Origin of the sequence: Microbacterium sp. NPDC057944 (assembly GCF_042887445.1) — a bacterium.
Classification (GTDB): domain Bacteria; phylum Actinomycetota; class Actinomycetes; order Actinomycetales; family Microbacteriaceae; genus Microbacterium; species Microbacterium natoriense.
Map to the genome: position 1 here is coordinate 914,692 of NZ_JBHVPJ010000002.1, position 24,662 is coordinate 939,353.

General features: G+C 70.2%; 26 protein-coding genes. 11 read left to right on the forward strand and 15 right to left on the reverse strand.

Going from position 1 to position 24,662, the window contains the following annotated elements; all coding sequences use genetic code 11:
* Positions 1 to 28: 28 nt before the first annotated feature.
* Together ACFVRO_RS13860 and ACFVRO_RS13865 are read right to left on the reverse strand one after the other, a co-directional pair.
* Positions 29 to 748 carry a tyrosine-protein phosphatase gene (locus ACFVRO_RS13860; protein WP_386953251.1) on the reverse strand — a complete coding sequence of 240 codons (720 nt, stop codon included), beginning with the start codon at positions 746 to 748 and terminating at the stop codon, positions 29 to 31.
* On the reverse strand, positions 745 to 1,221 hold the full coding sequence (locus ACFVRO_RS13865) for a carboxymuconolactone decarboxylase family protein (RefSeq protein ID WP_386953254.1): 477 nt from the start codon (positions 1,219 to 1,221) through the stop codon (positions 745 to 747). The genes ACFVRO_RS13860 and ACFVRO_RS13865 overlap by 4 nt, the downstream gene beginning before the upstream one ends.
* Before the next feature lie 170 nt (positions 1,222 to 1,391).
* On the opposite strand from ACFVRO_RS13865, the gene ACFVRO_RS13870 reads away from it, so the two are divergent.
* The 6 genes from ACFVRO_RS13870 to ACFVRO_RS13895 all read left to right on the forward strand — a co-directional run bounded on the left by ACFVRO_RS13870 (position 1,392) and on the right by ACFVRO_RS13895 (position 7,328).
* Entirely contained in the window at positions 1,392 to 2,303 is a 912-nt protein-coding gene (locus tag ACFVRO_RS13870; protein ID WP_386953256.1) for an alpha/beta fold hydrolase, read from the forward strand.
* A gap of 92 nt (positions 2,304 to 2,395) precedes the next feature.
* On the forward strand, positions 2,396 to 3,916 hold the full coding sequence (locus ACFVRO_RS13875) for an ABC transporter substrate-binding protein (protein ID WP_386953259.1): 1,521 nt from the start codon (positions 2,396 to 2,398) through the stop codon (positions 3,914 to 3,916).
* 16 nt (positions 3,917 to 3,932) lie between these two features.
* Positions 3,933 to 4,883 carry an ABC transporter permease gene (locus ACFVRO_RS13880; protein WP_105676531.1) on the forward strand — a complete coding sequence of 317 codons (951 nt, stop codon included), beginning with the start codon at positions 3,933 to 3,935 and terminating at the stop codon, positions 4,881 to 4,883.
* A complete protein-coding gene (locus tag ACFVRO_RS13885) occupies positions 4,880 to 5,749 on the forward strand; it encodes an ABC transporter permease (RefSeq protein ID WP_386953261.1) in 870 nt (289 codons plus the stop codon). Before ACFVRO_RS13880 ends, ACFVRO_RS13885 begins: the two co-directional genes overlap by 4 nt.
* Positions 5,746 to 6,537, forward strand: a complete 792-nt coding sequence (locus ACFVRO_RS13890) for an ABC transporter ATP-binding protein (RefSeq protein ID WP_386953263.1) — start codon at positions 5,746 to 5,748, stop codon at positions 6,535 to 6,537. The genes ACFVRO_RS13885 and ACFVRO_RS13890 overlap by 4 nt, the downstream gene beginning before the upstream one ends.
* Positions 6,534 to 7,328, forward strand: a complete 795-nt coding sequence (locus ACFVRO_RS13895) for an ABC transporter ATP-binding protein (protein ID WP_386953266.1) — start codon at positions 6,534 to 6,536, stop codon at positions 7,326 to 7,328. The genes ACFVRO_RS13890 and ACFVRO_RS13895 overlap by 4 nt, the downstream gene beginning before the upstream one ends.
* 18 nt (positions 7,329 to 7,346) lie before the next feature.
* Here the strand turns inward: ACFVRO_RS13895 and ACFVRO_RS13900 are convergent, their stop codons facing one another.
* From ACFVRO_RS13900 to ACFVRO_RS13910, 3 genes are read right to left on the reverse strand one after another with little or no spacing between them, the layout of a single operon-like run.
* Positions 7,347 to 7,952, reverse strand: coding sequence for a GNAT family N-acetyltransferase (locus ACFVRO_RS13900; RefSeq protein ID WP_105676526.1), 606 nt, complete (start codon positions 7,950 to 7,952; stop codon positions 7,347 to 7,349).
* Positions 7,953 to 7,956: 4 nt separating this feature from the next.
* On the reverse strand, positions 7,957 to 8,667 hold the full coding sequence (locus ACFVRO_RS13905) for a uracil-DNA glycosylase (protein WP_223586663.1): 711 nt from the start codon (positions 8,665 to 8,667) through the stop codon (positions 7,957 to 7,959).
* The gene (locus ACFVRO_RS13910) at positions 8,667 to 9,449 is read right to left on the reverse strand and encodes an SDR family oxidoreductase (protein ID WP_386953269.1); all 783 of its coding nucleotides are present in this window, start codon (positions 9,447 to 9,449) and stop codon (positions 8,667 to 8,669) included. Before ACFVRO_RS13910 ends, ACFVRO_RS13905 begins: the two co-directional genes overlap by 1 nt.
* Positions 9,450 to 9,723: 274 nt before the next feature.
* On the opposite strand from ACFVRO_RS13910, the gene ACFVRO_RS13915 reads away from it, so the two are divergent.
* The 3 genes from ACFVRO_RS13915 (at position 9,724) to ACFVRO_RS13925 (ending at position 13,374) form a co-directional block, all read left to right on the forward strand.
* Positions 9,724 to 11,046, forward strand: coding sequence for a bifunctional o-acetylhomoserine/o-acetylserine sulfhydrylase (locus ACFVRO_RS13915; RefSeq protein ID WP_105676523.1), 1,323 nt, complete (start codon positions 9,724 to 9,726; stop codon positions 11,044 to 11,046).
* 130 nt (positions 11,047 to 11,176) lie between these two features.
* Positions 11,177 to 12,106, forward strand: coding sequence for an endonuclease/exonuclease/phosphatase family protein (locus ACFVRO_RS13920; RefSeq protein ID WP_386953271.1), 930 nt, complete (start codon positions 11,177 to 11,179; stop codon positions 12,104 to 12,106).
* Positions 12,107 to 12,165: 59 nt separating this feature from the next.
* Positions 12,166 to 13,374: a homoserine O-acetyltransferase gene (locus tag ACFVRO_RS13925; protein ID WP_386953274.1), complete on the forward strand. Its 1,209-nt coding sequence runs from the start codon at positions 12,166 to 12,168 to the stop codon at positions 13,372 to 13,374.
* Here ACFVRO_RS13925 and ACFVRO_RS13930 read toward each other — a convergent pair.
* The 4 genes from ACFVRO_RS13930 to ACFVRO_RS13945 are packed head-to-tail and all read right to left on the reverse strand — an operon-like array spanning position 13,351 to position 16,585.
* Positions 13,351 to 13,953: an NUDIX domain-containing protein gene (locus ACFVRO_RS13930; protein ID WP_386953277.1), complete on the reverse strand. Its 603-nt coding sequence runs from the start codon at positions 13,951 to 13,953 to the stop codon at positions 13,351 to 13,353. The two genes, ACFVRO_RS13925 and ACFVRO_RS13930, sit on opposite strands and share 24 nt — an antisense overlap.
* 9 nt (positions 13,954 to 13,962) lie before the next feature.
* The gene (locus ACFVRO_RS13935; RefSeq protein ID WP_105676518.1) at positions 13,963 to 15,183 is read right to left on the reverse strand and encodes an MFS transporter; all 1,221 of its coding nucleotides are present in this window, start codon (positions 15,181 to 15,183) and stop codon (positions 13,963 to 13,965) included.
* 26 nt (positions 15,184 to 15,209) lie between these two features.
* Positions 15,210 to 15,998 carry a PaaX family transcriptional regulator gene (locus ACFVRO_RS13940; protein ID WP_386953279.1) on the reverse strand — a complete coding sequence of 263 codons (789 nt, stop codon included), beginning with the start codon at positions 15,996 to 15,998 and terminating at the stop codon, positions 15,210 to 15,212.
* A complete protein-coding gene (locus ACFVRO_RS13945; protein WP_386953282.1) occupies positions 15,995 to 16,585 on the reverse strand; it encodes a GNAT family N-acetyltransferase in 591 nt (196 codons plus the stop codon). Before ACFVRO_RS13945 ends, ACFVRO_RS13940 begins: the two co-directional genes overlap by 4 nt.
* A 29-nt stretch (positions 16,586 to 16,614) precedes the next feature.
* Here ACFVRO_RS13945 and ACFVRO_RS13950 point away from each other — a divergent pair, with 29 nt between their 5' ends.
* Positions 16,615 to 17,637, forward strand: coding sequence for an alpha/beta hydrolase family protein (locus ACFVRO_RS13950; RefSeq protein WP_386953285.1), 1,023 nt, complete (start codon positions 16,615 to 16,617; stop codon positions 17,635 to 17,637).
* Between the two features lie 39 nt (positions 17,638 to 17,676).
* Here the strand turns inward: ACFVRO_RS13950 and ACFVRO_RS13955 are convergent, their stop codons facing one another.
* Genes ACFVRO_RS13955 through ACFVRO_RS13965 form a run of 3 tightly spaced genes read right to left on the reverse strand, consistent with a single transcriptional unit; the run spans position 17,677 to position 20,086 of the window.
* Entirely contained in the window at positions 17,677 to 18,006 is a 330-nt protein-coding gene (locus ACFVRO_RS13955) for a thiamine-binding protein (RefSeq protein WP_105676514.1), read from the reverse strand.
* Between the two features lie 2 nt (positions 18,007 to 18,008).
* Positions 18,009 to 19,247, reverse strand: coding sequence for a hypothetical protein (locus ACFVRO_RS13960; protein ID WP_386953288.1), 1,239 nt, complete (start codon positions 19,245 to 19,247; stop codon positions 18,009 to 18,011).
* Positions 19,244 to 20,086, reverse strand: coding sequence for an NAD(P)H-hydrate dehydratase (locus tag ACFVRO_RS13965; protein ID WP_386953290.1), 843 nt, complete (start codon positions 20,084 to 20,086; stop codon positions 19,244 to 19,246). Before ACFVRO_RS13965 ends, ACFVRO_RS13960 begins: the two co-directional genes overlap by 4 nt.
* 57 nt (positions 20,087 to 20,143) lie before the next feature.
* Here ACFVRO_RS13965 and ACFVRO_RS13970 point away from each other — a divergent pair, with 57 nt between their 5' ends.
* A complete protein-coding gene (locus ACFVRO_RS13970; RefSeq protein ID WP_386953292.1) occupies positions 20,144 to 21,211 on the forward strand; it encodes an NADH:flavin oxidoreductase/NADH oxidase in 1,068 nt (355 codons plus the stop codon).
* Between the two features lie 18 nt (positions 21,212 to 21,229).
* On the opposite strand, the gene ACFVRO_RS13975 is transcribed toward ACFVRO_RS13970, so the two are convergent.
* From ACFVRO_RS13975 to ACFVRO_RS13985, 3 genes are all read right to left on the reverse strand, one after another.
* Positions 21,230 to 22,291, reverse strand: a complete 1,062-nt coding sequence (locus ACFVRO_RS13975) for a hemolysin family protein (RefSeq protein ID WP_386953295.1) — start codon at positions 22,289 to 22,291, stop codon at positions 21,230 to 21,232.
* Positions 22,288 to 23,604: a hemolysin family protein gene (locus ACFVRO_RS13980; protein ID WP_105676507.1), complete on the reverse strand. Its 1,317-nt coding sequence runs from the start codon at positions 23,602 to 23,604 to the stop codon at positions 22,288 to 22,290. Before ACFVRO_RS13980 ends, ACFVRO_RS13975 begins: the two co-directional genes overlap by 4 nt.
* Before the next feature lie 316 nt (positions 23,605 to 23,920).
* On the reverse strand, positions 23,921 to 24,637 hold the full coding sequence (locus ACFVRO_RS13985; protein WP_386953296.1) for a hypothetical protein: 717 nt from the start codon (positions 24,635 to 24,637) through the stop codon (positions 23,921 to 23,923).
* Between the last annotated feature and the right edge of the window lie 25 nt (positions 24,638 to 24,662).

Consider the following 24,662-nt stretch of genomic DNA (forward strand, 5'->3'; position numbering starts at 1 on the left):
TCCATCGTATCACCCAGTGAAGGCTTGCCTAACCTTGGTCGGCAGGTTCGACCAGCGCAGCCCGCAGCGCGTCGAGTTCGGCATCCGTCAAGCCGTTCGCACGCAGGTAGTCGGCCGCAGACCCCCACCGCTCGTCGACGCGCTCGAGCAGGCGGCGCATGACAGGGGCGGGCGACTGCGTCGCCAGGGCGACCGCGTGCACGGCCTCCGGGTGCTGCGAGCGCAGATACGCGGCGATCCGCTGCGAGCGCTCTGGCGGCAACTGCGACTCCGTGAGCGCGTAGTCGGCGATGATCGCCTCGCGGTCGGCGTCGACCGCGGCGAGCGCGAGAGCGACGGTCACCCCTGTGCGGTCCTTGCCGACGGTGCAGTGCACGAGCGTGGGGTGACCGGCGGCGATGATGCGGACGGCCGCGACCAGCCGTTCGCCGCTCTCCTCAAGCAGGTGGAGGTACAGGTCGTCGAGGCTCGTGTCCGCCTCGAAGAACGAGCGCACCGAGCCGAGGAAGAGCGGAAGGTGCGTGGTGTCGGGTCCCGCGATCTCGGTCGGCTCCGCGGCGACCTCCTCTCCGTCGCGCAGATCCACGATGTGACTCACCAGCTCGCTCAGCGCGTCTGCGCCGCGCGGGGTCGCCGTCGACAGCTGTCCTGAGCGCAGCAGCACCCCGGAGCGGATCCTCCCGCCGGCCGCGGGCATACCGCCCACGTCGCGGAGGTTGTTCACGCCTTCGACGTCGATGACCGTCATGCCTGAGCCTGCGGCGTGCGAGGCGGGACAGGGTAGCGGCCGGCGATCACGATGCGATTGAAGGCGTTGATCGAGACGCAGGCCCAGCTGAGGGCCGCGTACTCCTTCTCGGTGAAGACCCCTCCGACGCGGTCGTAGACCTCGTCGGAGATACCCTCCTCGGAGATGAAGGTGAACGCCTCCGCGAGCTCGAGCGCCGCCTGCTCCCGATCGCTGAACACGCCGCTCTCGCGCCACGTCGCGATCTGCATGAGCGTGTCAGTGTCGATCCCTGCCTTGAGCGCGCGGTCGACGTGGATGCGCGTGCAGTACCCGCAGCCGTTGAGCTGGGAGCAGTGGATCATCACCAGCTCCTTGAGCCGCTCGTCGATGCCGTTCGCGGCGCAGATGTCGCCGACGGTCCGGGAGAAGTCGTCCAGCGCCCGGTACGCGGTCGGCTCGGTCTTGGACAGGTGCACTCGCGTCTCGCTCATGACTCCATGCTATTCGCTGCGAGAGCGACTGCGGCGAGCAGCGATTTCGTCGCCGGATGCAGAATGTCCGCTCTCAGTGCAACATGAAGACCGAAAATGCAATACAAGGTCATCTTCTGCTTGTCGATATGCTCCCGAGTTTCCTTGCAACCCCGAAGCGGGAGCAGAATATGCAGGTGGCGATCGACATCAGCGAGTTCAGCTATCTTCCCGCACAGGCCGAAGCGCTCGGGGTTCCCCTCCCCCGTGTCGAGCGACTCACCCTCTCCCTTCCCGACGGACGCGCGCTCAGCGCCCTCCGCTTCGGCACGGAGTCCCCCCGGGTGACGCTCCTGCACGGCGCCGGCCTCAACGCCCATACCTGGGACACCACGGCTCTCGCCCTCCAGCAGCCTCTCCTCGCCATCGATCTCGCCGGCCACGGCGACTCGTCCTGGCGCGACGACCTCGACTACACGCCGCGGCCGCTCGCCGCCGACGTCGCTGCGGCGCTCCAGGCGTGGACAGACACCCCTCAGCTCGTCGTCGGCCAGTCCCTCGGCGGCCTCACCGCCGCAGCGCTCGCGGCCGCGCATCCCGAGCTCGTCGCCGCGGTGATCGTCGTGGACATCACACCGGGAATCGACGTCACCGCCGGCCCCGCGGCTCTGCGCGAGTTCTACGCCGGCCCGACGCACTTCGCCACGCGGGACGAGCTCGTCGACAAGGCGATCTCCCTCGGGTTCGGCGGCACGCGTCCGGAGACCGAGCGCGGCGTCTTCCTGAACACACGGGTGCGCCCCGACGGCCGCATCGAGTGGAAGCACCACTTCGCCCACCTCGCCGCCCAGGCACTGGCGGCGCACGACCCCGGGTCCGCGGCATCCCCGTCCGTCCTGCACGAGACGGGCTGGGACGACCTCGCCGCCGTCACCGCCCCGATCACCCTCGTGAGAGCGACGCGGGGCTTCGTCAGCGAAGCGGATGCCGACGAGTGGGAGCGTCGCGTGCCCGGCGCGCGTGCGATCGCGATCGACGCGACCCACAACGTCCAGGAGACGGCGCCGAAGGAGCTCGCCGAGCTCCTCACCCGCGCTTTGTGACCTTCCGTTCCACAGACGACCCCGACCCACCCGACTGATCCCTAGGCTCGATCCACCGGCACACAGCATCTGCCGCACCGAGAGGAAAATCCATGTTCCGTCGCACCCGACGACTCGCGTTGATCTCCGCGATCGCGGCCACCGCCGTGATCCTCAGCGCCTGCACAGGCACCAGCTCCCCTGAGCCCACCGCCACGGCCACCGGCAAGCCCGACCCCGACGCCACCCTGCAGGTCGGGCTCGTCCTCGAGCCGACCAACCTCGACATCCGCCACACCAGCGGCGCCGCCCTCGAGCAGGTCCTCATCGACAACATCTACGAGGGACTGGTCAGCCGCACGCAGGACAACGAGATCGTCGACCGGCTGGCGTCGAAGCACACCGTCTCGGCTGACGGCCTGACCTACACGTTCACGCTGAACGACGGCATCACGTTCCACAACGGCGCGGCGCTCACCTCCGCCGACGTCGTCGCCTCCTACGAGGCCGTGCGCACGGACGCCACCCTGCAGGGCAACTCCGACTTCGCCTCGGTCGCCTCGATCTCGGCGCCCGACGCCGCCACCGTGCAGATCGTGCTCACCGAGCCGAACCAGAACTTCCTCTTCGCGCTCACCGGCCCCGCGGGGCTCGTGTTCCAGGCCGGCGATGCGACCGACCTCAAGACCGCCGAGAACGGCACGGGTCCGTTCACCCTGACCCGCTGGAGCAAGGGCAGCTCGATCACCTTCGGACGCTACGACGCGTACTGGGGCGAAGCCGCCGGCGTCAAGACCGTCGAGTTCCTCTACATCCCCGACTTCACCGCCGGTGTGAACACCGCTCTCGACGGCGGCGTGCAGGTGCTGACGGCGGTCGATCCCAACCTGGTCTCCCAGTTCGAGGGCACCGACTTCACCCTCACCACCGGTCGCACCACCGACAAGGCGACCCTCGCCTTCAACAACAAGAAGGCGCCTCTCGACGATGTGCGCGTGCGTGAGGCCCTCCGCCTCGCCATCGACCACGAGGCGCTCGTCGAGGCCGTGGGCGCCGGCTCCACCCTGTACGGACCGATCCCGGAGCTCGATCCCGGTTACGAGGACCTCTCCGACGTCATCTCCTACGACCCCGAGAAGGCGAAGGCCCTGCTCAAGGAGGCAGGCCAGGAGAAGCTCGAGCTCACCCTGACGATCCCGAACTTCTACGGAACGACCGTGCCGAAGGTGCTGATCTCCGACTTCGCGAAGGTCGGCGTCACTCTCGACGTGAACTCCGTCGAGTTCCCCGCCTGGCTCGAGGACGTCTACACGAACCACGACTACGACCTCAGCTTCGTGCTGCACGTCGAGCCGCGCGACTTCGGCAACTTCGCGAACCCCGACTACTACTTCGGCTACGACAACGCCAAGGTGCAGGACCTCTACGCCCAGGCGCTGAAGGAGGTCGACGCCGACAAGTCCGCGAAGCTCCTCGAGCAGGCCGCTCGCATCGTGTCCGAGGACCACGCCGCCGACTGGCTCTACAACGGCGCCACCATCACCGCCGTGAGCCCGCAGGTCTCGGGCTTCCCGAAGGACTCGATCAACTCGCGCATCGACCTCAGCGGCGTGACCGTCGCGACCGAGAAGTGACGGCGGCCTCCGCTCCGTGATCCGCTATGCGCTCGTCCGAGGAGCCCTGCTCATCGCAGGGCTCCTCGTGTCGAGCGTGCTCATCTTCCTGACGCTGCGGGTCTTCCCCGGCGACGTCGCCCAGCTCATCGCCGGCACCCAGGCATCGCCCGCCGAGGTCGAGGCCCTGCGTGAGTCTCTGGGCCTCAACCGCCCGCTGCCGGCCCAGTACGTCGAGTGGATCGGCGGCATCCTCCGCGGCGATCTCGGCACGTCGCTGCTCTCCGGCGCCTCCGTGGGCGAGGAGCTGGCACTCAAGGCCCAGGTCACGGTCCCCCTCGGCCTCATGGCCCTGTCCATCGCCGTCCTGATCGCCCTGCCGTTCGGCGTGCTCTCCGCGCTGCAGCGAGGCCGCCGCGGCGGCACCGCCCTGAGCGTCGGGGCGCAGGCGCTGGCCGCGGTCCCCGTGGTCTGGGCGGGCATGATGCTCATCGTCGTGTTCTCGGTGTGGCTGGGGTGGCTGCCCCCTCAGGGCTTCCCCCGCACCGGCTGGTCGACCCCCGGCAAGGCGATCGAGTCACTGCTCCTCCCCGCGCTCACGATCGGCATCGTCGAGGGCGCGATGCTCATGAGGTTCGTCCGCAGCGCCACCCTCCAGGCCGCGGGGCAGGATTTCGTCCGCACCGCGGCAGCCAAGGGCCTCACCCGCACGCGCGCCCTGATTCAGCACGGCATCCCTGCTGTCGGCCTCTCCATCATCACGGTCCTCGGCCTGCAGGTCGCCGGCATCATCGTGGGCTCCGTCGTCATCGAGCAGCTGTTCACCCTCCCCGGGATCGGGCGGATGCTCGTCGCCGACGTCGGCACTCGGGATCTGGTGAAGGTGCAGAGCGAGCTGCTCGTGCTCACCGGCTTCGTGCTGGTCGTCGGCTTCCTCGTCGACCTCGCCCACCGTGCGATCGATCCTCGGCAGCGGGAGGCCGCATGACCCCGCAGTGGCTCCGCAGACTCTGGAGAACCTCCACGGGACGCTTCGGGCTCGTCGTCGTGGCCGTCGTCGCGCTCCTCGCGCTCGTCTCGCTGTTCTGGACGCCTTTCGACCCCCAGGCCTCGGAGATCAGAGACCGATGGATGCCACCGGGTTGGCCGCACCTGCTCGGCACAGACGACACGGGGCGGGACATCCTGAGCCTGATCATGGCCGGGGCGCGCACGACGGTGTTCGTGAGCGTCGGCGCCGGACTCGTGGCGACGTTCGTGGGCGTCGCCCTCGCGGCCCTCGGCGCGCTCACCGCGCGCTGGCTCCGCGAGACCGTCGCCGTCTTCGTCGACATCCTCATCGCCTTCCCCGTGCTGCTGATCGCGATGATGATCTCGTCGGTGTGGGGCGGCTCGCTGTGGGTCGTGATCTGGTCGGTGGGCATCGGCTTCGGGGTCAACATCGCCCGCGTCACCCGCCCGGAGCTGCGCCGTGTGCAGCAGAGCGACTTCGTGCTCGCGGCCAGAGCATCCGGGCTCACGACGGGGCAGAACCTCGTGCGGCACCTGCTGCCGAGCGTCGCTCCCGTGTTCATCGTGCAGCTGTCGTGGTCGATGGCCGTCGCCGTGCTCGCCGAGGCGGGGCTGTCGTATCTCGGCTTCGGCGCCTCCGTCGTCGAGCCGAGCTGGGGCATCCTGCTGTCCGACCTGCAGCGCTACATCGGCGTGCATCCGCTCTCGGTCATCTGGCCGGGTCTCGCGATCACCATCACCGTGCTGGCGCTGAACCTCCTGGGCGACGGGCTCCGCGAGGCCACCGATCCGACGCTGCGTCACCGCGCGGCCGAGGTCCACACCCCGGCGGTGGTCGCATGAGCCTGAGCGTCGACGGCCTCGTCGTCGAGATCGATGGTCGCCGCGTCGTCGACGGCGTGTCCTTCGAGGTCCCCGACGGATCGCGTCTGGGGCTGATCGGCGAATCCGGCTCGGGCAAGTCGCTCACCGCCCTGGCGATCCTCGGTCTGCTCCCCGACGGGGCGACGGCATCGGGCAGCATCCGCTGGAACGGCGTCGAGCTGATCGGGATGCCCGACAGGGACCTCGCACGGCTTCGCGGGGATGAGGTCGGCATCGTCTTCCAGGAGCCGCGCACCGCTCTCAACCCCATCCGCACCGTCGGACGGCAGATCGCCGAGTCGATCCGCATCCACGAGCGCATCGGTCGCCGCGAGGCCAGGGAGCGTGCGATCGCCGAGGCGGCCCGAGTGCGGCTGCCCGATCCGGAGACGATCGTCGACCGCTATCCGCACCAGCTCTCCGGAGGGCAGCGCCAGCGCGTCGCGATCGCGATGGCCCTCGCCTGCCGACCGCGTCTGCTGATCGCCGACGAACCCACCACCGCCCTGGACGTCACCATCCAGGCCGAGATCCTCTCCCTCCTCCTCGACCTCGTCGAGGAGGAAGGCATGTCGTTGGTCTTCATCACGCACGACCTCGCGGTCCTCGCACAGGTCGCCGTCGACGGCGTGGTGCTCGAACACGGCCGCGTGGTGGAGTCCGCCCCGGTGGCGACCCTGCTCAGCGCACCGCGCTCGCCGATCACGCAGGGGCTGCTGCGCGATGCGACCGCGACGCTCTGGCGACCGGACGGAGCAGCATCGTGAGCCTCATCGAAGCACGCGCGCTCCGCCGCGACTTCGTGGTGCCGAAGAGGTCCGCGTTCGAACGCACGCGCACCCAGACGGCGCTCCAGCCCACCGACCTCGACGTCGTGGAAGGTTCCTCCGTCGGCATCATCGGGGAGTCCGGCTCCGGCAAGTCCACCCTGATCCGCCTGCTGCTCGGCCTCGATCGCGCCACGTCGGGCACGGTCGCCGTCGACGGACGCGCCGTGGATGCCACGGCATCCGCCACCTCGCTGCACTGGCTGCGGCGACAGACCGGGCTCGTCTTCCAGGACCCCTACGCGTCCCTCGACCCGCGGATGACCGCAGGGCGCATCATCGGCGAGCCGCTGTGGGCTCTCGGCATCGAGGGCGACCGCCGCGCGAGGGTGCACGAGGTGCTGGAGCAGGTGGGGCTCGAAACCGACATGGCCGACCGGTACCCGCACGAGTTCTCCGGAGGCCAGCGTCAGCGCATCGCCCTGGCACGCGCGATCGTCCACCGCCCGCGCATCCTCGTGGGAGACGAGCCGCTGTCGGCGCTCGACGTGACCGTGCGCGCGCAGATCCTCGAGCTCCTCGTCGAACTCCGGCGCACGACGTCGCTGACGCTCATCACTGTCTCGCACGACATCGGCGTCGTGCAGAACCTGTGCGACACGGTCGTCGTCATGAAGGACGGAGCCGTCGTCGAGCGCGGCACCACGGCGGAGGTGCTGCTGTCGCCGACGCAGGAGTACACCAGGACCCTACTGGCGGCCATACCGGTGATCCCGCACCCCGACCGCTGACCGGCGCTGCGCCGCTGCTCAGCGTCCGAACAGACGCCGTCGCCCCGTCGGCGTGAGCGCCTTCTTCATGTACACCGTGCCCAGATCGCGGCCGAACTTGTGACCGACCCGCCCCATCCGTCCGGCTTCGACGAAGCCGAGCTTCGCGTGCAGCCTGATCGACGCCTCCGCCTTGCTGTCGCTGATCACGGCGACCATCTCACGGATGCCGAGCTGCTGGCAGGCGTCGATCAGCGCCTGCAGGAGCACACCGCCGAGCCCCTTGCCGCCCGCCCCAGGGCCGAGGTAGATCGAGTCCTCGACGGTGTAGCGGTAGGCGTTCTTGCCCGCCCAGGGCTGAGCGAGGGCGTACCCGAGGACCACGCCCGACGGCGACACCGCGACGAGGAACGGCAGCCCGAGCCTCGTCAGCATGGCGAACTTCTCGCGCCAGTACGGGATGGAGCTGCGCCGCTCGTCGAGAGTGACGACCGAGTTGCTCACGAAGTGGTTGTAGATCTCCCTGACGTGCGGGAGATCCGAGGCGCGTGCGGGGCGGATCGAGTACGAGAACACTTCGGGGGCCGGAGTCGGACGCAGGTGGCGCGGCAGCACGCGTCTGCGGTCACCCGGTTCGAACTGCATGCGCTCAGCCTAGAGGCTGCTCTCCGTCGACGCGCCAGTCGACGGCATCCGCCCCCTGCTCCTCCAGCAGGGCATTCGCACGGGAGAACGGGCGGGAGCCGAAGAAGCCCCGGCTCGCCGACAACGGAGACGGGTGCGCCGACGCGATCACCGGCGTGCTGCCGAGGAGCGGCTGCAGGTTAGCGGCGTCCCGTCCCCAGAGGATCGCGACGAGCGGGCGGTCCCTGGCGACGAGAGCGCGGATGGCGAGCTCTGTGACCTTCTCCCAGCCCCAGCCCCGATGGGATGCGGCGAGGCCCGGCCGCACGGTGAGCACCCTGTTCAGCAGCAGCACGCCCTGATCGCTCCAGGCCGTGAGGTCGCCGTGCGGGGCCGGCGGGATGCCGAGGTCGCTCTCGCGCTCCTTGTAGATGTTGCCGAGGCTCCTGGGCAGCGGACGGACGTCGCGGTCGACCGCGAAGGAGAGCCCGATGGGATGTCCGGGGGTCGGGTAGGGGTCCTGACCCGTGATGAGCACGCGCACCTCGCTCAGCGGGCGGCGGAAGGCGCGCAGCACGTTCGCCCCCGCGGGGAGGTATCCGTGGCCGGCGGCCTGCTCCGCGCGCAGCCGCTCCCCCAGCTCCGTGATCACGTCCTGCGCGGGCGACAGCGCCTCGGCCCAGCCAGAGTCGATCTCGCCGTCGACGGCGAGCTGCGCGAGGGTCCGCCCCGGCATCAGTCGTCCGTGCGCACGCGCAGCGGGCCGCGTGCGAGCAGGTGGTTCGCAGACTGGGCCACGGGGCGCATCGTGATGAGGTCGAGGTTGACGTGCCCAGGAGCATCGAGCGCGTAGGCGATCACGTCGGCGACGTCGCTCGCGGCGAGCGGCGAGACGACTCCGGAGTAGACGGCCTCCGCGGCGACGGCGTCACCGCCGAGACGGTTCAGCGCGAACTCCTCGGTCTGCACCATGCCCGGCGCCACCTCGGAGACGCGGATCGGCTCGCCGTTCAGCTCCAGGCGCAGCGCGTGCACCAGCATCGCCTCCGCTGCCTTCGCGGCGTTGTAGCCGCCTCCGCCGGCATAGGCGAGCTGCGCCGCCGTCGACGTGACGAACACCGTGTCGGCGTGCCCGTCGGCCGCAGCGGCTCGCCGCAGGAGCGGCAGCAGACCCTTGACCAGGCGCTGGGTGGACAGCACGTTCGCGTCGTACATCCACTGCCAGTCCTCGGTCGAGGCGTCCTCGATGCGGTTGGTGCCCCTGGCGCCGCCCGCGACCTGCACGAGGGCATGCACGGGGCCGCTCGCCTCGACATCCGCGACGAGCGCGGCCACGGCATCCGCATCGGTGAGGTCGCACGGGATCACCTGCGCACCGGTCTCCGCGGCGAGCGCCGCCAGCCGGTCAGCGCGTCGCGCCACGCCGACGACGTCCCAGCCCCGAGCGCGGAGCACACGCACCGTCGCCTCGCCGATCCCCGAACTCGCACCCGTCACCACTGCACGTCTGCCTGTCATGCCTCCACCGTATCCGGGTCGCGCGGATCGCGCGGCAGGACCCTCAGACCGTGTCTCCCTGCCGTCACTGAGCACCGGGAGGGGAGGACGCTCCCCTGCCCTCTTCCACGGCGGCGCCGATCTGCGGCAGTCCGATGATGGATGCAGTCTCCACCCGAGGGCCACCGGGGTGTTACGTCACATTTCCCCGTCCTTGTTGACAACGGCCGATATTCCGTACTGTCTCAGCAACGGCATTCGCCACAGACCTCTTCAACAGTTCCAGGGGGAACACATGTCCGCACCCGAGACCTGGCGTTTCGAGACCAAGCAGATCCACTCCGGCGCCGCACCCGACCCCGTCACCAAGGCCCGGGCCACGCCGATCTACCAGACCACGTCCTACGTGTTCGACAGCGCGGACCACGCAGCCAACCTCTTCGCCCTGGCCGAGTTCGGCAACATCTACACCCGCATCCAGAACCCGACCCAGGACGTCCTGGAGCAGCGCCTCGCGGCCCTCGAAGGGGGCACCGGCGCCCTCGTGCTCTCCAGCGGCCAGGCGGCGTCGACCTTCGCCATCCTGAACATCGCCGAGGCGGGCGACCACTTCGTCGCCTCCAGCTCGATCTACGGCGGCACCTACAACCTCTTCAAGTACACGCTCGCCAAGCTCGGCATCGAGGTCACCTTCGTCGAGAACCAGGACGACCCCGAGGAGTGGCGTCGCGCTGTCCGCCCGAACACCAAGCTGTTCTTCGCGGAGACGATCGGCAACCCGCAGATCAACATCCTCGACATCCGCGCCGTCGCCGACATCGCGCACGAGAGCGGAGTGCCGCTGATCGTCGACAACACGATCGCCACGCCGTACCTGATCCGCCCGTTCGAGCACGGTGCGGACATCGTCATCCACTCGGTGACGAAGTTCCTCGGCGGCCACGGCACCACCATCGGCGGCGTCATCGTCGACGGCGGCAAGTTCGAGTGGTCGAAGAACGTCGAGAAGTTCCCCGGCCTCACGGTTCCCGACCCCTCGTACCACGGTGCGAGCTACACGGCCGCGGTCGGCGACGCCCTCGCCTACATCATCAAGGCCCGTGTGCAACTGCTCCGCGACCTCGGCTCGGCCATCGCCCCGCAGAGCGCCTGGAACCTCATCCAGGGCGTCGAGACGCTGTCGCTGCGCATCGAGCGCCACGTGCAGAACGCACAGGAGATCGCCGAGTGGCTCGACAACCGCGATGACGTCGCGACCGTCAACTACTCGGGGCTGCCGTCGTCGCCCTGGTACGCCAAGGCGAACGAGTACGCCCCCAAGGGCGTCGGCGCCGTGCTCTCCTTCGAGCTGAAGGGCGGCGTGGAGGCCGGTCGCGAGTTCGTGAACAGCCTGTCCCTGTTCAGCCACCTCGCCAACATCGGCGACGTGCGCTCGCTCGTCATCCACCCCGCATCGACCACGCACGCGCAGCTCACCCCCGAGCAGCAGCTCACCGCAGGCGTCACGCCGGGTCTGGTGCGCCTGTCGGTCGGCATCGAGAACATCGACGACCTGAAGGCCGATCTCGACCAGGCCCTCGCCGCGGCTCGCCGCGTGTCGGAGGCCGCACGCGCCTGATCGCCTCCGCAGACGCAGAGATGCCCCGGGCTTCGGCTCGGGGCATCTCTGCGCGCGGCCGCGCCGACGTCTGCTCGGCGGGCGCACAGGCGGGCCCGACGAGAATGGAAGGCCCTGCCGTGAGGAGCACATGATCGACGCCGACACCCGGACCGCCGTGGTCCGGAGACCCCGGACGCGGGCCGCGCGGCCCCTCGCCGTCGCCGGCTTCCTCCTGCTCGTCGCCGTCGTGTGCACGTGGATTCCCGGGCCGATCGGCACGGCCGGAGCCGCCGCGCTGCCGTGGCTCGGCGCGGCGCTGCTCGTCGTGGCGGTGCTGGCGCTGCTGCTCGCCCGCCGTGTGCTCCTCGTCCTGCTCGTCCCCGTCGTCGTCTGGGCCATGGCGATGGCGCCCGCCCTTCCCTCCGTCGGGGCCGCCGGCACTCCCGCCCTCACCATCGTGAGCCAGAACGTCCGTGCGCACTCCGGCGGCGCCGCGGCATCCGCCGACGAGCTCGCCGACACCGGCGCCGACGTGATCGCACTGGTCGAGCTCGACGGCGACAGCCTCGCCGTCGCCGAGGGCGCGCTCGCCGAACGCTATCCGCACTCCTACGCGGTGGGCACCGTGGGGATCTGGAGCAGGTATCCGCTCGCGGATGCCGAACCCCTCACCCTCGGTCTCGGATGGAAGCGGGCGATCAGGGTCACGGTCGAGGCTCCGGATGCCGCCACCGAGGTCTACGTGCTGCACGCTGCGTCCGTGCGACCGGGGCATCAGGACGCCCGCGACACCATGCTGTCGGGGCTGGCGGCGACCGTCGCTGCGGACTCTGCAGAATCCCTCGTCGTCGTCGGCGACTTCAACGCGGCGTCGACGGATCCCGCACTGAACCCCCTGCGGGGAGAGCTGGACTGGGTGCGACCCACCGATGCGAGCCTGGGGCTGACCTGGCCCGCCGCCTTCCCCCTCACCCGCATCGATCAGGTCTTCACCCGGGGACTGAGCACGATCTCGTCCACGACACTCCCGGCCGGCAACAGCGATCACCTCGCCACGAAGACCGTTCTCGGCCGTTAGCCGCGATTCTTCCGCGTAACCTTCGCCGCGGGGCCCGCCGCCCGGGCGAGAATGGAACCATGGACTGGCAGACGACCTCTGAGGACACGGTGCCGTCGGCGCCGGTGACGGAGGCCGACGTCCGCCTTCTGCGCGCGCGCCCCCCGGCGACCGGGGCCTGGCGCGACGGCGACGCGATCGGCGGACGCAGGTTCGCGTCCTTCGGCGCGTTCGGCACGGAGAGCGGCGTGGAGCTGCCCGGCATCCGACTCGCCTTCGAGACCTGGGGCGAGCTGAACGCCGCGCGCAGCAACGCGATCCTCGTGCTGCACGCCCTCACCGGAGACAGCCACCTCCGCGGCGACGCGGGGGCAGGGCATCCGACCGCCGGCTGGTGGGAGGACATCGTCGGTCCCGGCGCCCCCCTCGACACCGACGAGTGGTTCGTGATCGCTCCCAACATGCTCGGCGGATGCCAGGGCTCGACGGGCCCGGCGAGCATCGCCCCCGACGGCTACGAATGGGCCTCGCGGTTCCCGTACCTGACGATCCGCGACCAGGTGGCGGCGCAGGTGCGCCTCGCCGACGCGTTCGGCATCGACACCTGGGCTGCGGTCATCGGCGGCTCGATGGGCGGGATGCACGCGCTCGAATGGGCGATCTCCCACCCCGAGCGCGTCGATCGCCTCGCCGTGCTCTCCTCCCCTCCAGTCACCACAGCCGACCAGATCGCACTGAACACGGTCCAGCTCGAGACCGTGCGGATTGATCCGCGGTTCCAGGGCGGCGAGTACTACGACCTCGCAGACGGCGACGGCCCGCACAGGGGCCTCGCCCTCGCCCGCCGCATGGCTCTGCTGAACTACCGCAGCCCGATCGAGCTCAACCAGCGCTTCCAGCGCTCGTGGCAGTCCGACGTGTCGCCGCTCGGCCACGGCGGACGTTTCGCCGTGGAGTCGTACCTCGACTTCCACGGCAACAAGTTCACGCGCCGCTTCGACGCGAACAGCTACATCACGCTCGTCGAGGCCATGAACTCGCACGACGTCGGTCGCGACCGCGGCGGTGTCGAGGAGGCTCTCCGCACGGTCACCGCGACGACGCTCGTCCTCGGGATCGACAGCGACCGGCTGTTCCCCGTCGACGGGCAGCACCGCATCGCCCGCAGCATCCCGAACACGCTCGACGGGAACGACGCCGTCGTGCTCACCAGCGACTTCGGCCACGACGGCTTCCTCATCGAGACGGATGCCGTCGGCCGCCACCTACGACGGCTGCTCGGCAGTTAGGGTCCAGGGCAGCGTCCTGGTCTCGAGGGCGAGCCCGTCCCACCGGAACGCCGACCCCTCGATCCGGGTGCGGTAGAACGCGACCTCCGCGGTCGTGATCGCCTCCGTGGCTCGTGCGAACCCGAGCAGCCCGTGGAGCGTCATCCACGTCGGAGGGAACAGCGACCACTCCCCCGCGCCGTGCCGCGCGAGCGCGTCCGCCGGTCGCACCCAGGCCACGTCCGCGACCTCGGCGGCAGAGGGCCGCACCGCATCGTCGAGGGACGTGGCGAGGAAGAACCAGGTGCGGAAGCGCTTCGGGGCCTCGGCGGGCGGCGTCCAGCACGAGAGCGCCGTCAGATCGTCGATGACGACCCCGACCTCCTCGAACGCCTCGCGGGCGGCCGCCCTGCGCGCGTCCTCCTGCTCCGTCGCGCCGGGTGCCCGATCAGATGCCTCGACCGCTCCACCGGGGAACACCCACGCACCGGCGAACGAGCCGCGGTCAGGGCGGCGCATGAGCAGCGTCTCCGGACCGGCATCGGTGTCGCGCAGCAGCACGACGGTGCCGGCGACGGGAAGGTCTTCGGGGGCGTCCACCCCCACACTCTACGACCGGACGATCGCCGTCTTCCGCGACTCCACGCGGAAGGAGAGCAGTGCGATCAGCAGTCCGGCCACCGCGAGCGCCGCGCCGGTCCAAGACGGCGCGGTGAAGCCCCAGCCCGCGGCGATCACGAGGCCACCGAGGAACGCCCCCATGCTGTTGCCGATGTTGAGCGCCGAGTGGTTGAGCGCCGCGGCGATCGACTGGTTGTCTTCGGCGACGTCCATCAGGCGGGTCTGGATCGTCGGAGCGAGGACCGAGGACACGAACCCGACGACGAAGACGAGCACGGCGAGAGACACGATCCAGAACGAGAGCGCGGCGAGCAGCGCGAACACGGCCGCCATGATCGCGAGTCCGAACAGCAGGGTGCGCCGGAGGTCGATGTCGGCGAGGTGGCCCCCGACGATGTTGCCCCCGGTCATGCCGAGCCCCATCAGGACGAGCACGATGGGCACGACCCACTCCGGCGAACCGGCGACCTCCGTGACGAGCGGGGCGATGTAGCTGTAGACCGCGAAGAATCCGCCGAAGCCGATGGCGCCGACGCCGAGGGCGAACCACACCTGAGGGATGCGGAACACCCGCAGCTCGGAGCGCATCGTGCGCCCCGGCTCGCCCGGGTGCTCCGGCACGAAGAACGAGATGCACAGCGTCGCGAGGGCGAAGACCAGGGCGACCACGCCGAACGCGGCGCGCCAGCCCCACTGCTGGCCGAGGAAGGTCCCGAGCGGCACGCCCACGACGTTCGCGACCGTGAGGCCGGTCAGGATGAAGGCGACGCCCTTGGCCCTGTTGCCCGGGCCCATGACGTCGGCCGCCACGAGAGCGCCGATGCCGAAATAGGCTCCGTGCGGGAGGCCTGCGAGGAAGCGCGAGGCCCCGACGAGCTCGAACGTCGGCAGCACCACGGTGAGGGCGTTGAAGACGGTGAGGGCCAGGGCGAGGCCGATCATGACACGGTGCCGAGGGAAGCGGGCCACGAACCCGGCGATCGTCGGCGCGCCCACCACCACCCCGAGCGCGTAGAGCGAGATCAGCCAGCCGGCCTGGCTCAGCGCGTCCTCCGGGCTCGATGCCCACAGGGTCGGCAGAAGGTCGCCGGCGATGTCAGGGAGCAGGCCCATCACGACGAACTCGGTCATGCCGATGCCGAAACTGCCGATGGCGAGAGAGAGGAGCGCCCTCTTCGCCGCACCCCTCGTGTCAGTCGAGGGATTCACCCGTAAAGACTACCGGTCGGGCGCGATCACTCGGGCAGCCAGCCGCGATAGATGAGCTCCGCGCCGTCGTGGCCGCGAGCGGCGTCCCACAGATCCAGCCAGCGGCGCCTCGTCCCTGCGGGCCCCCACGGAGCGGGACGCAGCTCGCTCGGGATCAGCGGGTCGTCTCGGAGCGCGAGCTCCAGCGCATCAGCCAGGCGGAGCTGGCGGGCGACCGGCGACAACCCCGGAGGCAGGGCCAGGATCGCGCGATCGAGCTCCGCGTACGCGGCGAGGGTGGGCTGCGCCGGCCACAGCGACTCCACGATCTCCTGCGGATCCGTGATCCCCCTCATCGTGAGGTCGCCGGATGCGGCTGTCACGAGATACGGACCGGCGCCGGCCGGAAGGAACGCGGTCAGGTCGTGCGGCGTCACGTACAGGCCCGTCGAGAAGGGAGCGGCCCCGAGACTCACGACGTCCCTGCGGAACGCGTCGCGGATCGCACGGTGCGACTCCGGCGCGCTGATGCCGAGGAGCCGCCAGAATCCGTCCCAGGGCGCCTCTCCCGCGTCCTGGGCGAAGGCCAGCCGGACCGCGATCCGGTCGATGTCCAGCCGTGCTCGTCCGGACTCCGTGAGCTCGACGACTCCCGCACGTCCGCGACCGCGCTGCTCGACCTCGCCGGCGGAGATGAGGCGCCTGAGCGCCAGCCTCACGGGCTGGTCCTCGATCCCCAGCTCGTTGGCGGTGGCGTAGATCAGAGCGAGGTCGACCTCGCCGGCGAACGGCAGGTGCGCTTCGATCAGGGTGCGCGGCGAGATCTGGTCGGTCATGAAGACAGCTCCTTGGTCAGCACCGTGTATCGATCGAAACCGTACACGAACCCCAGCAGCCCCAGAGCGCCCGACTCGATCGGCACGAAGCCGCGACGCATGTACAGCGCGCGGGCGCGGGGGTTGCTGTCGACCACCGACAGCCGCACGGACGTCGCACCCCTGTTCCGGGCATGACGCTCTGCGGCATCGAGAAGCGAGGTGCCGATGCCTGCACCGCGCTGGTCGGCGTCGACGCAGATCCCGTCGAGCACGAGCGATCCAGGATGCTCTTCGCGAGCGAGCACGCTGAGGACGAGGGCCGCACGCAGCGCTCCCCCGGTCGAGAGGTGGCCGCGCAGGGACTTCATGCTCAGGTCCACGGCGCCGGTGCCATCCGCGTGGAAGCCGCACACGCCGACGACGCCTCCCTCGGATCGCGCGACGAGCATCCGATCTGAGCGCATCGCCGCGCGGATCACGCGGAGCCCCACGGCATCGTCACCGAAGGCGGGACGCAGCTTCCTCCGGAACGCCTCCCAATACAGCGCGCCGATGCGCTCCCGCTCGGACTCGTCGAATCCGAGGTCGATCTGCACAGCGTTCATGGTTCAGTTCTATCAGATAGGCTACGTTCGTGCGTAATTCGAACTCTTGGCGAAAGCCCGTCATCATCGTCGGCATCGCCCTCGCCGTGGTGCTCGCCGCCGCGGGTGGGGTGCTCCTCGGAAACGACTACCGTTTCACCCAGACCGCAGTGCAGATCCCGACCCCCGACGGTCAGCTCGACGGCGTGCTCACCATGCCGCGCACCGACTCGCCCCGAGGCCTCGTCGTCATGGTGCACGGAGACAGCGCCGTGGACGCGACGCAGGATGGCCTGTACTCACCCTGGTTCGAGGGCGCGGCCGACGCAGGATTCGCAACCCTGTCCTGGAGCAAACCGGGAGTCGGCGGATCGACCGGCGACTGGCTGGACCAGTCGATGGACGATCGCGCCGCCGAGGTGAGCGTCGCCATCGACTGGGCCCTGGGCCAGACCGGCATCCCGACCGAGCGGATCATCCTGTGGGGAGCCAGCCAGGCGGGGTGGGTCATGCCGAAGGTCGTCGCCACGCGCGACGACATCGACGGCGTGGTGGCCGCGGGGACGGCGATCAACTGGCTCACGCAGGGCCGATTCAACCTCCTCGCCGACCTCGACCACGAGAACGCGACCGAAGCAGCCCGCGCGCAGGCCGTCGCCGAGAGCGATGCCGTGCGTGGGCTCCTCGACCGCGGCGCCTCGTACGAGGAGTATCGCGAGATCACCACCGACGATCCGCCGATGACCGCCGCGCGATGGGCGTTCGTCGCCCGCAACATGCACGCCGATGCCACCGCGGACCTCCGCGCCTCCGCGGTGCGGGAGATCCCGATCCTCCTCCTCATCGGCGAGCATGACCGCAACGTCGACGTCGATGAGACCGAGCGCGTCTACCGCGACGTCTTCGGCTCGGCCTTGAGCGTGCGTCGGGTCGACTCGGCGCACTCCCTGGCGCGTCCGGTCGTCGAAGACAGCGCGCTCGTCGGAGCGCTGATCGGCACGGTGTGGCCGAGGGCTCTCCTCGCTCCGGGCGTGATCGACGCCTACACGGACTATCTCCGCGCCATCGACTGAGATTCCGAGACCGCTCGGGGCACTGCGTCTGGCGGGCTGCTATTCGGCGGACTCGTCGATCGCCGCCTCCAGGCGCTCGATCTTGGCGTCGAGCTCGCCGGAGTAGCCGGGGCGGATGTCCGCCTTCAGCACGAGCGAGACGCGGGAGCCGAACGGCATCACCGCCTCGGTGGCGCGCTTCACGACATCCATCACGGAGTCCCAGTCCGGGCCCTCGATCTCGGTGAACATGCTCGTGGTGCGGTGCGGGAGTCCCGACTCGCGGACGACGCGGACGGCGGCGGCGACCGCGTCGTGCACCGACGCGTCGTCGCGTTCGGATCCTCCGGACGGTGTGCCGCTCGGGGCGACGGAGAAGGCGATGAGCATGTTCACTCCCTGGTGTTCGATGTGAGGCGGGCCGGCACCCGCAGCAGCGCGCGGATGCCGAGGACGAGGAGGACGACGAGGAGGACGTTGCGCAGCGACAGCACGATGACGGGCAGCAGCTCTGCGCGCAGCAGGGCGTCGTAGTTCAGCGGGTACACGAGGCAGGTCAGCAACGCGAGAGTCAGCACGACCCCCGCTGGGGCCTTCGCTCTGACGCGATCGAGCACGAGCCAGAGGATGACCGGCGCGAGCAGCCAGGTCTGGAACTGCGGAGACCCCACCTTGTTCATCACGATCAGCGTCGTCGCCAGCGACAGCGCGAGCGGCGGGAACAGCCGGGAGAAATCCGCCCCGCGTATGGCCTTGACGGCGCCGATCGCGGCGATGACGAGGACGACGAGCGCCATCAGCGGGGTGAGCGCGGCGCCGACGGCATCCGCCCCCTGCGCCGAGATCTGGAACGTGAGGATGTCGTAGCTGTACTCGATGCGCGCCGATCCGGCGACGGCGAGCCAGAGGAACGGCGTCGCCGCCACCGCCTCGATCTGCAGGCCGCGGCCCGTCTGCTCGGTGAGGAACCCGAGGATCTCCTGCCCGGCGCCGAGCAGGTACAGCGCGACGATCACCGCGGCGGTGACGGATGCTGCGGCGAGGAGCATCCGCACCCGCGCCCTGAACGCCACGACGGCCGCGAGCAGCAGGGCTCCCGGCCAGATCTTGATCCACGCGCCGACCGTCAGCAGCGCGGCGGCGAGCGCGGGGCGACGGGTGAGCCAGAGCCCGGCGATCACCACGAGCGGCACGGTCACGGCATCGATGCGGTACAGCGCGATGGGGCCGAGAAGGAGCAGGGCCAGGATCCAGAACCACGCGGCGATGCGGCGCGGTCGTGCCGGAGAGCGCCCGAGCAGCACGCCGAAGGCGATCGCGTCGAGGGCCGTCACCATCGCCGCCCACGCGAGGAGATAGGCGCTCGATGCGCCGAGAGCCGGGATGAGCGGCAGCGACAGCGCCTTGGCCAGCAGCATGGGCAGGAGCGCGAGCTGCGGATACACCCAGGTCTCCGTGACGCCCACGATCGGTCCACCCGACAGGGCGGATGCCGCCCACGGCTCGTACACGAGCACCACGTCGCCCATGGGCTGGCTCGGGTACACCCAGCCCACGACGACCGTGAACAGGTGCACGAGCAGGAAGGCCGTCCAGAGCCCGACCAGCCGGACGTCCCCGGAGCGATTCACGAGAGCAGGTCCCCGATCGCACGAGGAAGCGCGGCGGCGACGTCCAGGGCGACGATCGGGTGCCCCTGACCGGCCACCTCCGTGCCGATGACTCCCGCGGCGAGCCTGCCCGCGCGGCCGTGCAGCCAGGCGCCGGCGGCGGCGATCTCCGCGACCGGAGCCTCAGGACACGCGGCGAGCAGTGCGCCGATGACCCCCGCGAGGACGTCGCCGGTGCCCGCCGTGGCGAGCCAGCCGGTGCTCTCGCGGACGCTCAGGACGACCCCGTCGCGATCGGCGACGAGCGTGCGGGCGCCTTTGAGCAGCACGGTGCCACCGAGCGCCGCGGCGACCTCGGCGGCCGCCGATTCAGGGCTCTGATCTGCCGGGCGCAGCCGCAGACTCTCCCGAAGACGCGCGAACTCCCCCGCGTGCGGGGTGACCACGAAGGGCGCCGCCGCGCCGAGAGCGAGATCGAGAGCACCCGCGTCGACCACGACGGGCGCGGCGTCCGCGAGGATCTCCCGCAGCGCGGTCGTCTCCTCCTCGGTGCGCAGAGCGGCATCGGTGCCGGACCCGATCACCCACGCGCCCACGCGCGAACGACCGGCATCCTGGGCGATCACCGTCTCCGGGCGGCGCGCGAGCACGGCATCCGCCGCCCGGCCCGAACCGACGTACCGCACGAAGCCGGCCCCCGCCCGCCACGCAGCCTCGACGCCCAGCACGGCCGCGCCAGGGTAGGCGTCCGACCCCGTGCGCAGGGCGACGACGCCGCGCGAGTACTTGTCGTCGGCGTCCGAGGGCGCCCTCAGGAAGCGCGCGGTATCGCTCCGCGACCACTCTCGGACATCGACCATGACTCCACGTTAGTGCGACGACCCTCGGTACCTCCCGCAGCGGCTAGCGTCGGAGGAGTGAGCATCCTCTTCTCTCCCCTGAGCGTCCGATCCGTCACCCTCCGCAACCGGCTCTGGGTCTCACCCATGTGCATGTACAGCGCGGTCGACGGCGTCGTGCAGGAGTGGCACCACACGCACCTCGCCCAGTTCGCGTCCGGCGGGGCCGGACTCATCATCGCCGAGGCGACGTCGGTCGTCCCCGAGGGTCGGATCTCGCCGCGCGACGCCGGCCTGTGGAACGACGAGCAGCGCGATGCGTGGGCGCCGATCGTGCAGGCGATCCACGACCGCGGCGCCGCCGCCGGAATCCAGCTCGCCCACGCCGGACGCAAGGCGTCGACGTGGTGGCCGTGGGCCGCGGAGCGCGGTTCGGTGCCCGCCGCGGAGGGAGGCTGGACCACTGTCGCGCCCTCCGCGGTGGCCTTCGACGGCTTCGCCGAGCCCCGCGCTCTGGATGGCGCCGGGATCGACGCGGTGGTCGAGGCCTTCGCGGCATCCGCTCGTCGCGCGCTCGACGCCGGGTTCGACGTGCTCGAGATCCACGGCGCGCACGGCTACCTGCTGCACCAGTTCCTCTCCCCCCTCTCGAACCTCCGGGAGGACGAGTACGGCGGCTCGCTGGAGAACAGGGCCAGACTACTGCTCCGCGTCATCGACGCCGTCCGCGCCGAGGCGGGGGCCGACGTGCCCGTGTTCGTGCGGATCTCGGCGACCGACCACGCCGACGGAGGCTTCACCGCCGAGGAGGCGACGACCGTCGGCACGTGGTCCTCCGAGCACGGCGCCGACCTCATCGACGTCTCCAGCGGCGGGCTCGTCGCTCATCAGCGGATCGACGTCTTCCCCGGCTACCAGGTCGCGCTGGCCGAGACCGTGCGCCGAGGCGGGAGGGTCCCCGTCTCGGCGGTCGGACTGATCACCGCGGCCGAGCAGGCGGAGCAGGTGCTCGTCGACGGTGCGGCCGATGCGATCTTCGCCGGCCGGGAGTGGCTGCGCGATCCGCACTTCGGGCTCCGCGCCGCGCACGAGCTCGACGCGCAGACGACCTGGCCGCCGCAGTACGAGCGCGCCCGCTGGCGCTGAGCCCCGGAGGGCGCGCGGTCAGTGACCGCGCACCCTCCTGGTCGCGTCCTGGACCTCGCCGACGAGTTCCTCGAGGATGTCCTCGAGGAACAGCACGGCGGTGGTCTCGCCCTCCGCGTTCCGCACCTTCGCCAGGTGGCGTCCGGCGCGGCGCATCACGGCGAGCGCATCCTCGAGATCCGTGTCCTCCTGCACCGGCACCATGTGGTGGATGCGCTTCGCCGGCAGCGGCTCGGCCATCCTCACCTCGGCGTTCGGCCCCTCGGACGCACGCAGGATGTCCTTGAGATGGACGTACCCGATCGGGGTGTCCTCGGCGTCGACGATCACGTAGCGGGAGAACCCGTAGCGGGCGACCGCCTTCTCGATGTCGTCGGGCGTCGTCGACTGCGGCAGCGTCACCAGATCGCTCAGCGGCACGGCGACGTCACGCGCCTTCTTGTCGGTGAACTCAACGGCGGCCGCCACGGTGCCCGCCGAGTCGGCCAGCACGCCCTCGCGGCGGGACTGGTCGACGATCGTCGCCACCTCGCCCAGGGTGAACGTCGATGCGGCTTCGTTCTTCGGCTCCACACGGAACAGCCGCAGCACGCCGTTCGCGGCGGCGTTGAGCACCCAGATGACCGGCATGAAGATCTTCGACACCCAGACCAGCGGCGGGGCGAGCAGCAGCACGGCGCGGTCCGGCAGCGAGAACGCGAGGTTCTTCGGCACCATCTCGCCGAACACCACGTGCAGGAACGACACGATCAGCAGCGTGATCGTGAAGGACACGGCGTCGACGACGGCATCCGTCCACCCGAACGCGTGCAGCGGAGCAGCGAGCAGATGGTGGATCGCCGGCTCGGAGACGTTAAGGATCAGCAGCGAGCAGATCGTGATGCCGAGCTGGGACGTCGCGAGCATGAGCGTCGCGTGCTCCATCGCGTACAGCGCCGTCTTGGCCGAGCGGGAGCCCTGCTCCGCGCGCGGCTCGATCTGCGAACGACGAGCCGAGATGACGGCGAACTCGGCGCCGACGAAGAAAGCGTTGCCGATGAGCAGCACCACGAGCCAGACGATTCCCGCCCAATCGCTCATCGGGTCACCTCCTCATCCGCGTCCTCGGATCTCGGGACGTAGCGGATGCGGTCGACACGGCGACCGTCCATGCGCACGACCTGGAGCACACCCGATTCGAGAGGCACCTCGTCGCCCACCGCGGGCACGCGCTCGAGGACGCTCATGACGTAGCCGGCGACGGTGTCGTAGACATCGCCCTCCGGCACCTCGACGCCCGCACGGCTGCGCAGCTCGTCCGGTCGCAGTTCGCCGGGGAACGTCACGCCGTCCCGTCCGACGATGACGCCCGCGCGGGTGCGATCGTGCTCGTCGGACACCTCGCCGACGATCTCCTCGATGAGGTCCTCGAGGGTGACCAGACCCGCCGTGCCGCCGTACTCGTCGACGACGACGGCGAGCTGATAGCCGCGGGCCCGCAGCTCGGAGATGAGGCCGTCGATGTGCACCGTCTCCGGCACGCGCAGCGGCTCGGTGGCGAGCGCGCCCACCGGCACCTCGGAGCGTCGGTCGCGCGGCACCGAGATGGCGGCCTTCAGGTGGACCACGCCGGTGATGTCGTCGAGGTCGTCGTCGTACACGGGGAAGCGGCTGTGCCCGGTGCGCCGAGCGAGCTGGATGACGTCATCGGCCGAATCGCCCGCGGCGATCGCGTGCATGCTGGGTCGTGCCGTCATGACGTCGGCGGCGGTGAGCCGCGCGAAGGTCAGAGTGCGGTCGAGCAGCGTCGCGGTGTCCTCTTCGAGCAGACCGGCCATGGCGGAACGGCGGACGAGCGAGGAGAGCTCCTCGGCGGTCCTGGCGCCGGAGAGCTCCTCCTTGGGCTCGACGCCCATGCTGCGCAGCACGCCGTTCGCGCTCCCGTTGAGCACGACCACGGCCGGCTTGAACACGGTCGTGAACGCCACCTGGAAGGGGATGACCATCTTCGCCGTCGCCAGCGGCAGCGCGAGGGCGAAGTTCTTGGGGACCAGCTCGCCGAGGATCATCGACAGCGAGGTCGCCACGACCATCGCCACGACGGTCGAGATCGGCGCGATCGCCGCCTCCGGGATGCTCCACGCGACGAAGGTCGGACGCAGGAGGTTCGACAGCGCAGGCTCCATCGTGTATCCGGTCAGGAGCGTCGTCAGCGTGATGCCGAGCTGCGCCGCCGACAGGTGCGTCGACGTGTGCCTGAGCGCACGGATCGTGAGGGAGAGCCGGGTCTCGCCGCGAGCCTGACGCGCTTCGAGTTCGGCACGGTCGAGGTTGACCAGCGCGAACTCGCTCGCGACGAACAGGCCGGTCCCGACTGTGAGCAGGAGCCCCACGCCCAACAGGATGTAATCCATCAGAGGTTCCTCTCGCTATCGAGAGGCGGGCGGTGGGGCGATGTACTGCAACTGGGAGGGTCGTCCATGGTGAGCACGATTGTACAGAATCCGGCTGAGGGTCAGGCGCGCCCGTGACGGCCCTCTTGTCTGAGGCTCTCGCGCCGACTCTCTTGCCTCCGGCGCACGGCATCCCCGTCCGACGCCTTCCTCGTCGCGCTGTTCCTCTCTGCAGGAGCAGTCCTTCCGCAGATTGCGCTGCTCTTCGCTGCACATGCGGCAGAAGCTTCGGCGGCGCGTGCAGAGAAGAGCAGCGCAATCTGAGCGTGGCATCGGGTCATGAACGATGTGGGGCGCGCGGTCGCGGCAGCGTGGACGGAAGCCCGTCGCCTGTGAGGATGTCGTAGAGCAGCGCCGGATCCCGGTGGGCCGGAGTCCGCCATCTCGACAGCGCCGACACCTGCCTGCGCAGCGCGTCCGCTCGATCCTTCTCCTCCAGCAGCGCCTGCCGTGGCGTCCGTCCTTCGAGGATGTTCGGTTCGAAGTACTTGCCGGTTCCGTCGAACTCTGCGGCGTGATCGAACTGTTCGAAGTAGTAGTCGGGTCGAGCGGTTCCCCCTCCGGGAAGCCGGAACACCTTCTGCAGGACAGGCGCCGGGAATCCCAGCCGGTCGAGCAGCACCCGCCCCTCTGATTCCCGAACGGAGTCCGAAAGGTGCGTGCCGAACTCGACCGCTCCGGGGACACGAGCGAAACCACGGCGCCAGTTGCCGTCGATCAGCCCGTGCAGTTCCTCCATCCGTGCGAGTGGACCTCCGACTCGCCGCGCCCACAACGCCTGGTCGACAGCGATCACCCCTGAGGTGAAGTCGGACGACGCGGCGAGATCGAGCGCGGTCTGCGCGGGCGAGGTCACCAGATGCCCGCGCCATTCGAGGAGTTCCACTCCGTCAAAGCCGAGCGCGAATCGGCGGACGGCACCCGAGGATCGACCGCCGGTCGTCTTCGGGATGCGCACCGTCACCGCGACCGGCCAGGGACCGATGCGATCCATGCCGTGCACCGCCGCCGCGGAGCTG

What these genes read in the sequence shown, in the direction of transcription:
- ACFVRO_RS13945 (WP_386953282.1), bottom strand. Translation starts at nt 16,585, where the DNA reads ATGAACGCTGTGCAGATCGACCTCGGATTCGACGAGTCCGAGCGGGAG.
- ACFVRO_RS13890 (WP_386953263.1), top strand. Translation starts at nt 5,746, where the DNA reads ATGAGCCTGAGCGTCGACGGCCTCGTCGTCGAGATCGATGGTCGCCGC.
- ACFVRO_RS13940 (WP_386953279.1), bottom strand. Translation starts at nt 15,998, where the DNA reads ATGACCGACCAGATCTCGCCGCGCACCCTGATCGAAGCGCACCTGCCG.
- ACFVRO_RS13905 (WP_223586663.1), bottom strand. Translation starts at nt 8,667, where the DNA reads ATGCCGGGGCGGACCCTCGCGCAGCTCGCCGTCGACGGCGAGATCGAC.
- ACFVRO_RS13875 (WP_386953259.1), top strand. Translation starts at nt 2,396, where the DNA reads ATGTTCCGTCGCACCCGACGACTCGCGTTGATCTCCGCGATCGCGGCC.
- ACFVRO_RS13900 (WP_105676526.1), bottom strand. Translation starts at nt 7,952, where the DNA reads ATGCAGTTCGAACCGGGTGACCGCAGACGCGTGCTGCCGCGCCACCTG.
- ACFVRO_RS13920 (WP_386953271.1), top strand. Translation starts at nt 11,177, where the DNA reads ATGATCGACGCCGACACCCGGACCGCCGTGGTCCGGAGACCCCGGACG.
- ACFVRO_RS13870 (WP_386953256.1), top strand. Translation starts at nt 1,392, where the DNA reads ATGCAGGTGGCGATCGACATCAGCGAGTTCAGCTATCTTCCCGCACAG.
- ACFVRO_RS13955 (WP_105676514.1), bottom strand. Translation starts at nt 18,006, where the DNA reads ATGCTCATCGCCTTCTCCGTCGCCCCGAGCGGCACACCGTCCGGAGGA.
- ACFVRO_RS13865 (WP_386953254.1), bottom strand. Translation starts at nt 1,221, where the DNA reads ATGAGCGAGACGCGAGTGCACCTGTCCAAGACCGAGCCGACCGCGTAC.
- ACFVRO_RS13980 (WP_105676507.1), bottom strand. Translation starts at nt 23,604, where the DNA reads ATGGATTACATCCTGTTGGGCGTGGGGCTCCTGCTCACAGTCGGGACC.
- ACFVRO_RS13985 (WP_386953296.1), bottom strand. Translation starts at nt 24,637, where the DNA reads ATGGATCGCATCGGTCCCTGGCCGGTCGCGGTGACGGTGCGCATCCCG.
- ACFVRO_RS13925 (WP_386953274.1), top strand. Translation starts at nt 12,166, where the DNA reads ATGGACTGGCAGACGACCTCTGAGGACACGGTGCCGTCGGCGCCGGTG.
- ACFVRO_RS13885 (WP_386953261.1), top strand. Translation starts at nt 4,880, where the DNA reads ATGACCCCGCAGTGGCTCCGCAGACTCTGGAGAACCTCCACGGGACGC.
- ACFVRO_RS13965 (WP_386953290.1), bottom strand. Translation starts at nt 20,086, where the DNA reads ATGGTCGATGTCCGAGAGTGGTCGCGGAGCGATACCGCGCGCTTCCTG.
- ACFVRO_RS13860 (WP_386953251.1), bottom strand. Translation starts at nt 748, where the DNA reads ATGACGGTCATCGACGTCGAAGGCGTGAACAACCTCCGCGACGTGGGC.
- ACFVRO_RS13910 (WP_386953269.1), bottom strand. Translation starts at nt 9,449, where the DNA reads ATGACAGGCAGACGTGCAGTGGTGACGGGTGCGAGTTCGGGGATCGGC.
- ACFVRO_RS13975 (WP_386953295.1), bottom strand. Translation starts at nt 22,291, where the DNA reads ATGAGCGATTGGGCGGGAATCGTCTGGCTCGTGGTGCTGCTCATCGGC.
- ACFVRO_RS13915 (WP_105676523.1), top strand. Translation starts at nt 9,724, where the DNA reads ATGTCCGCACCCGAGACCTGGCGTTTCGAGACCAAGCAGATCCACTCC.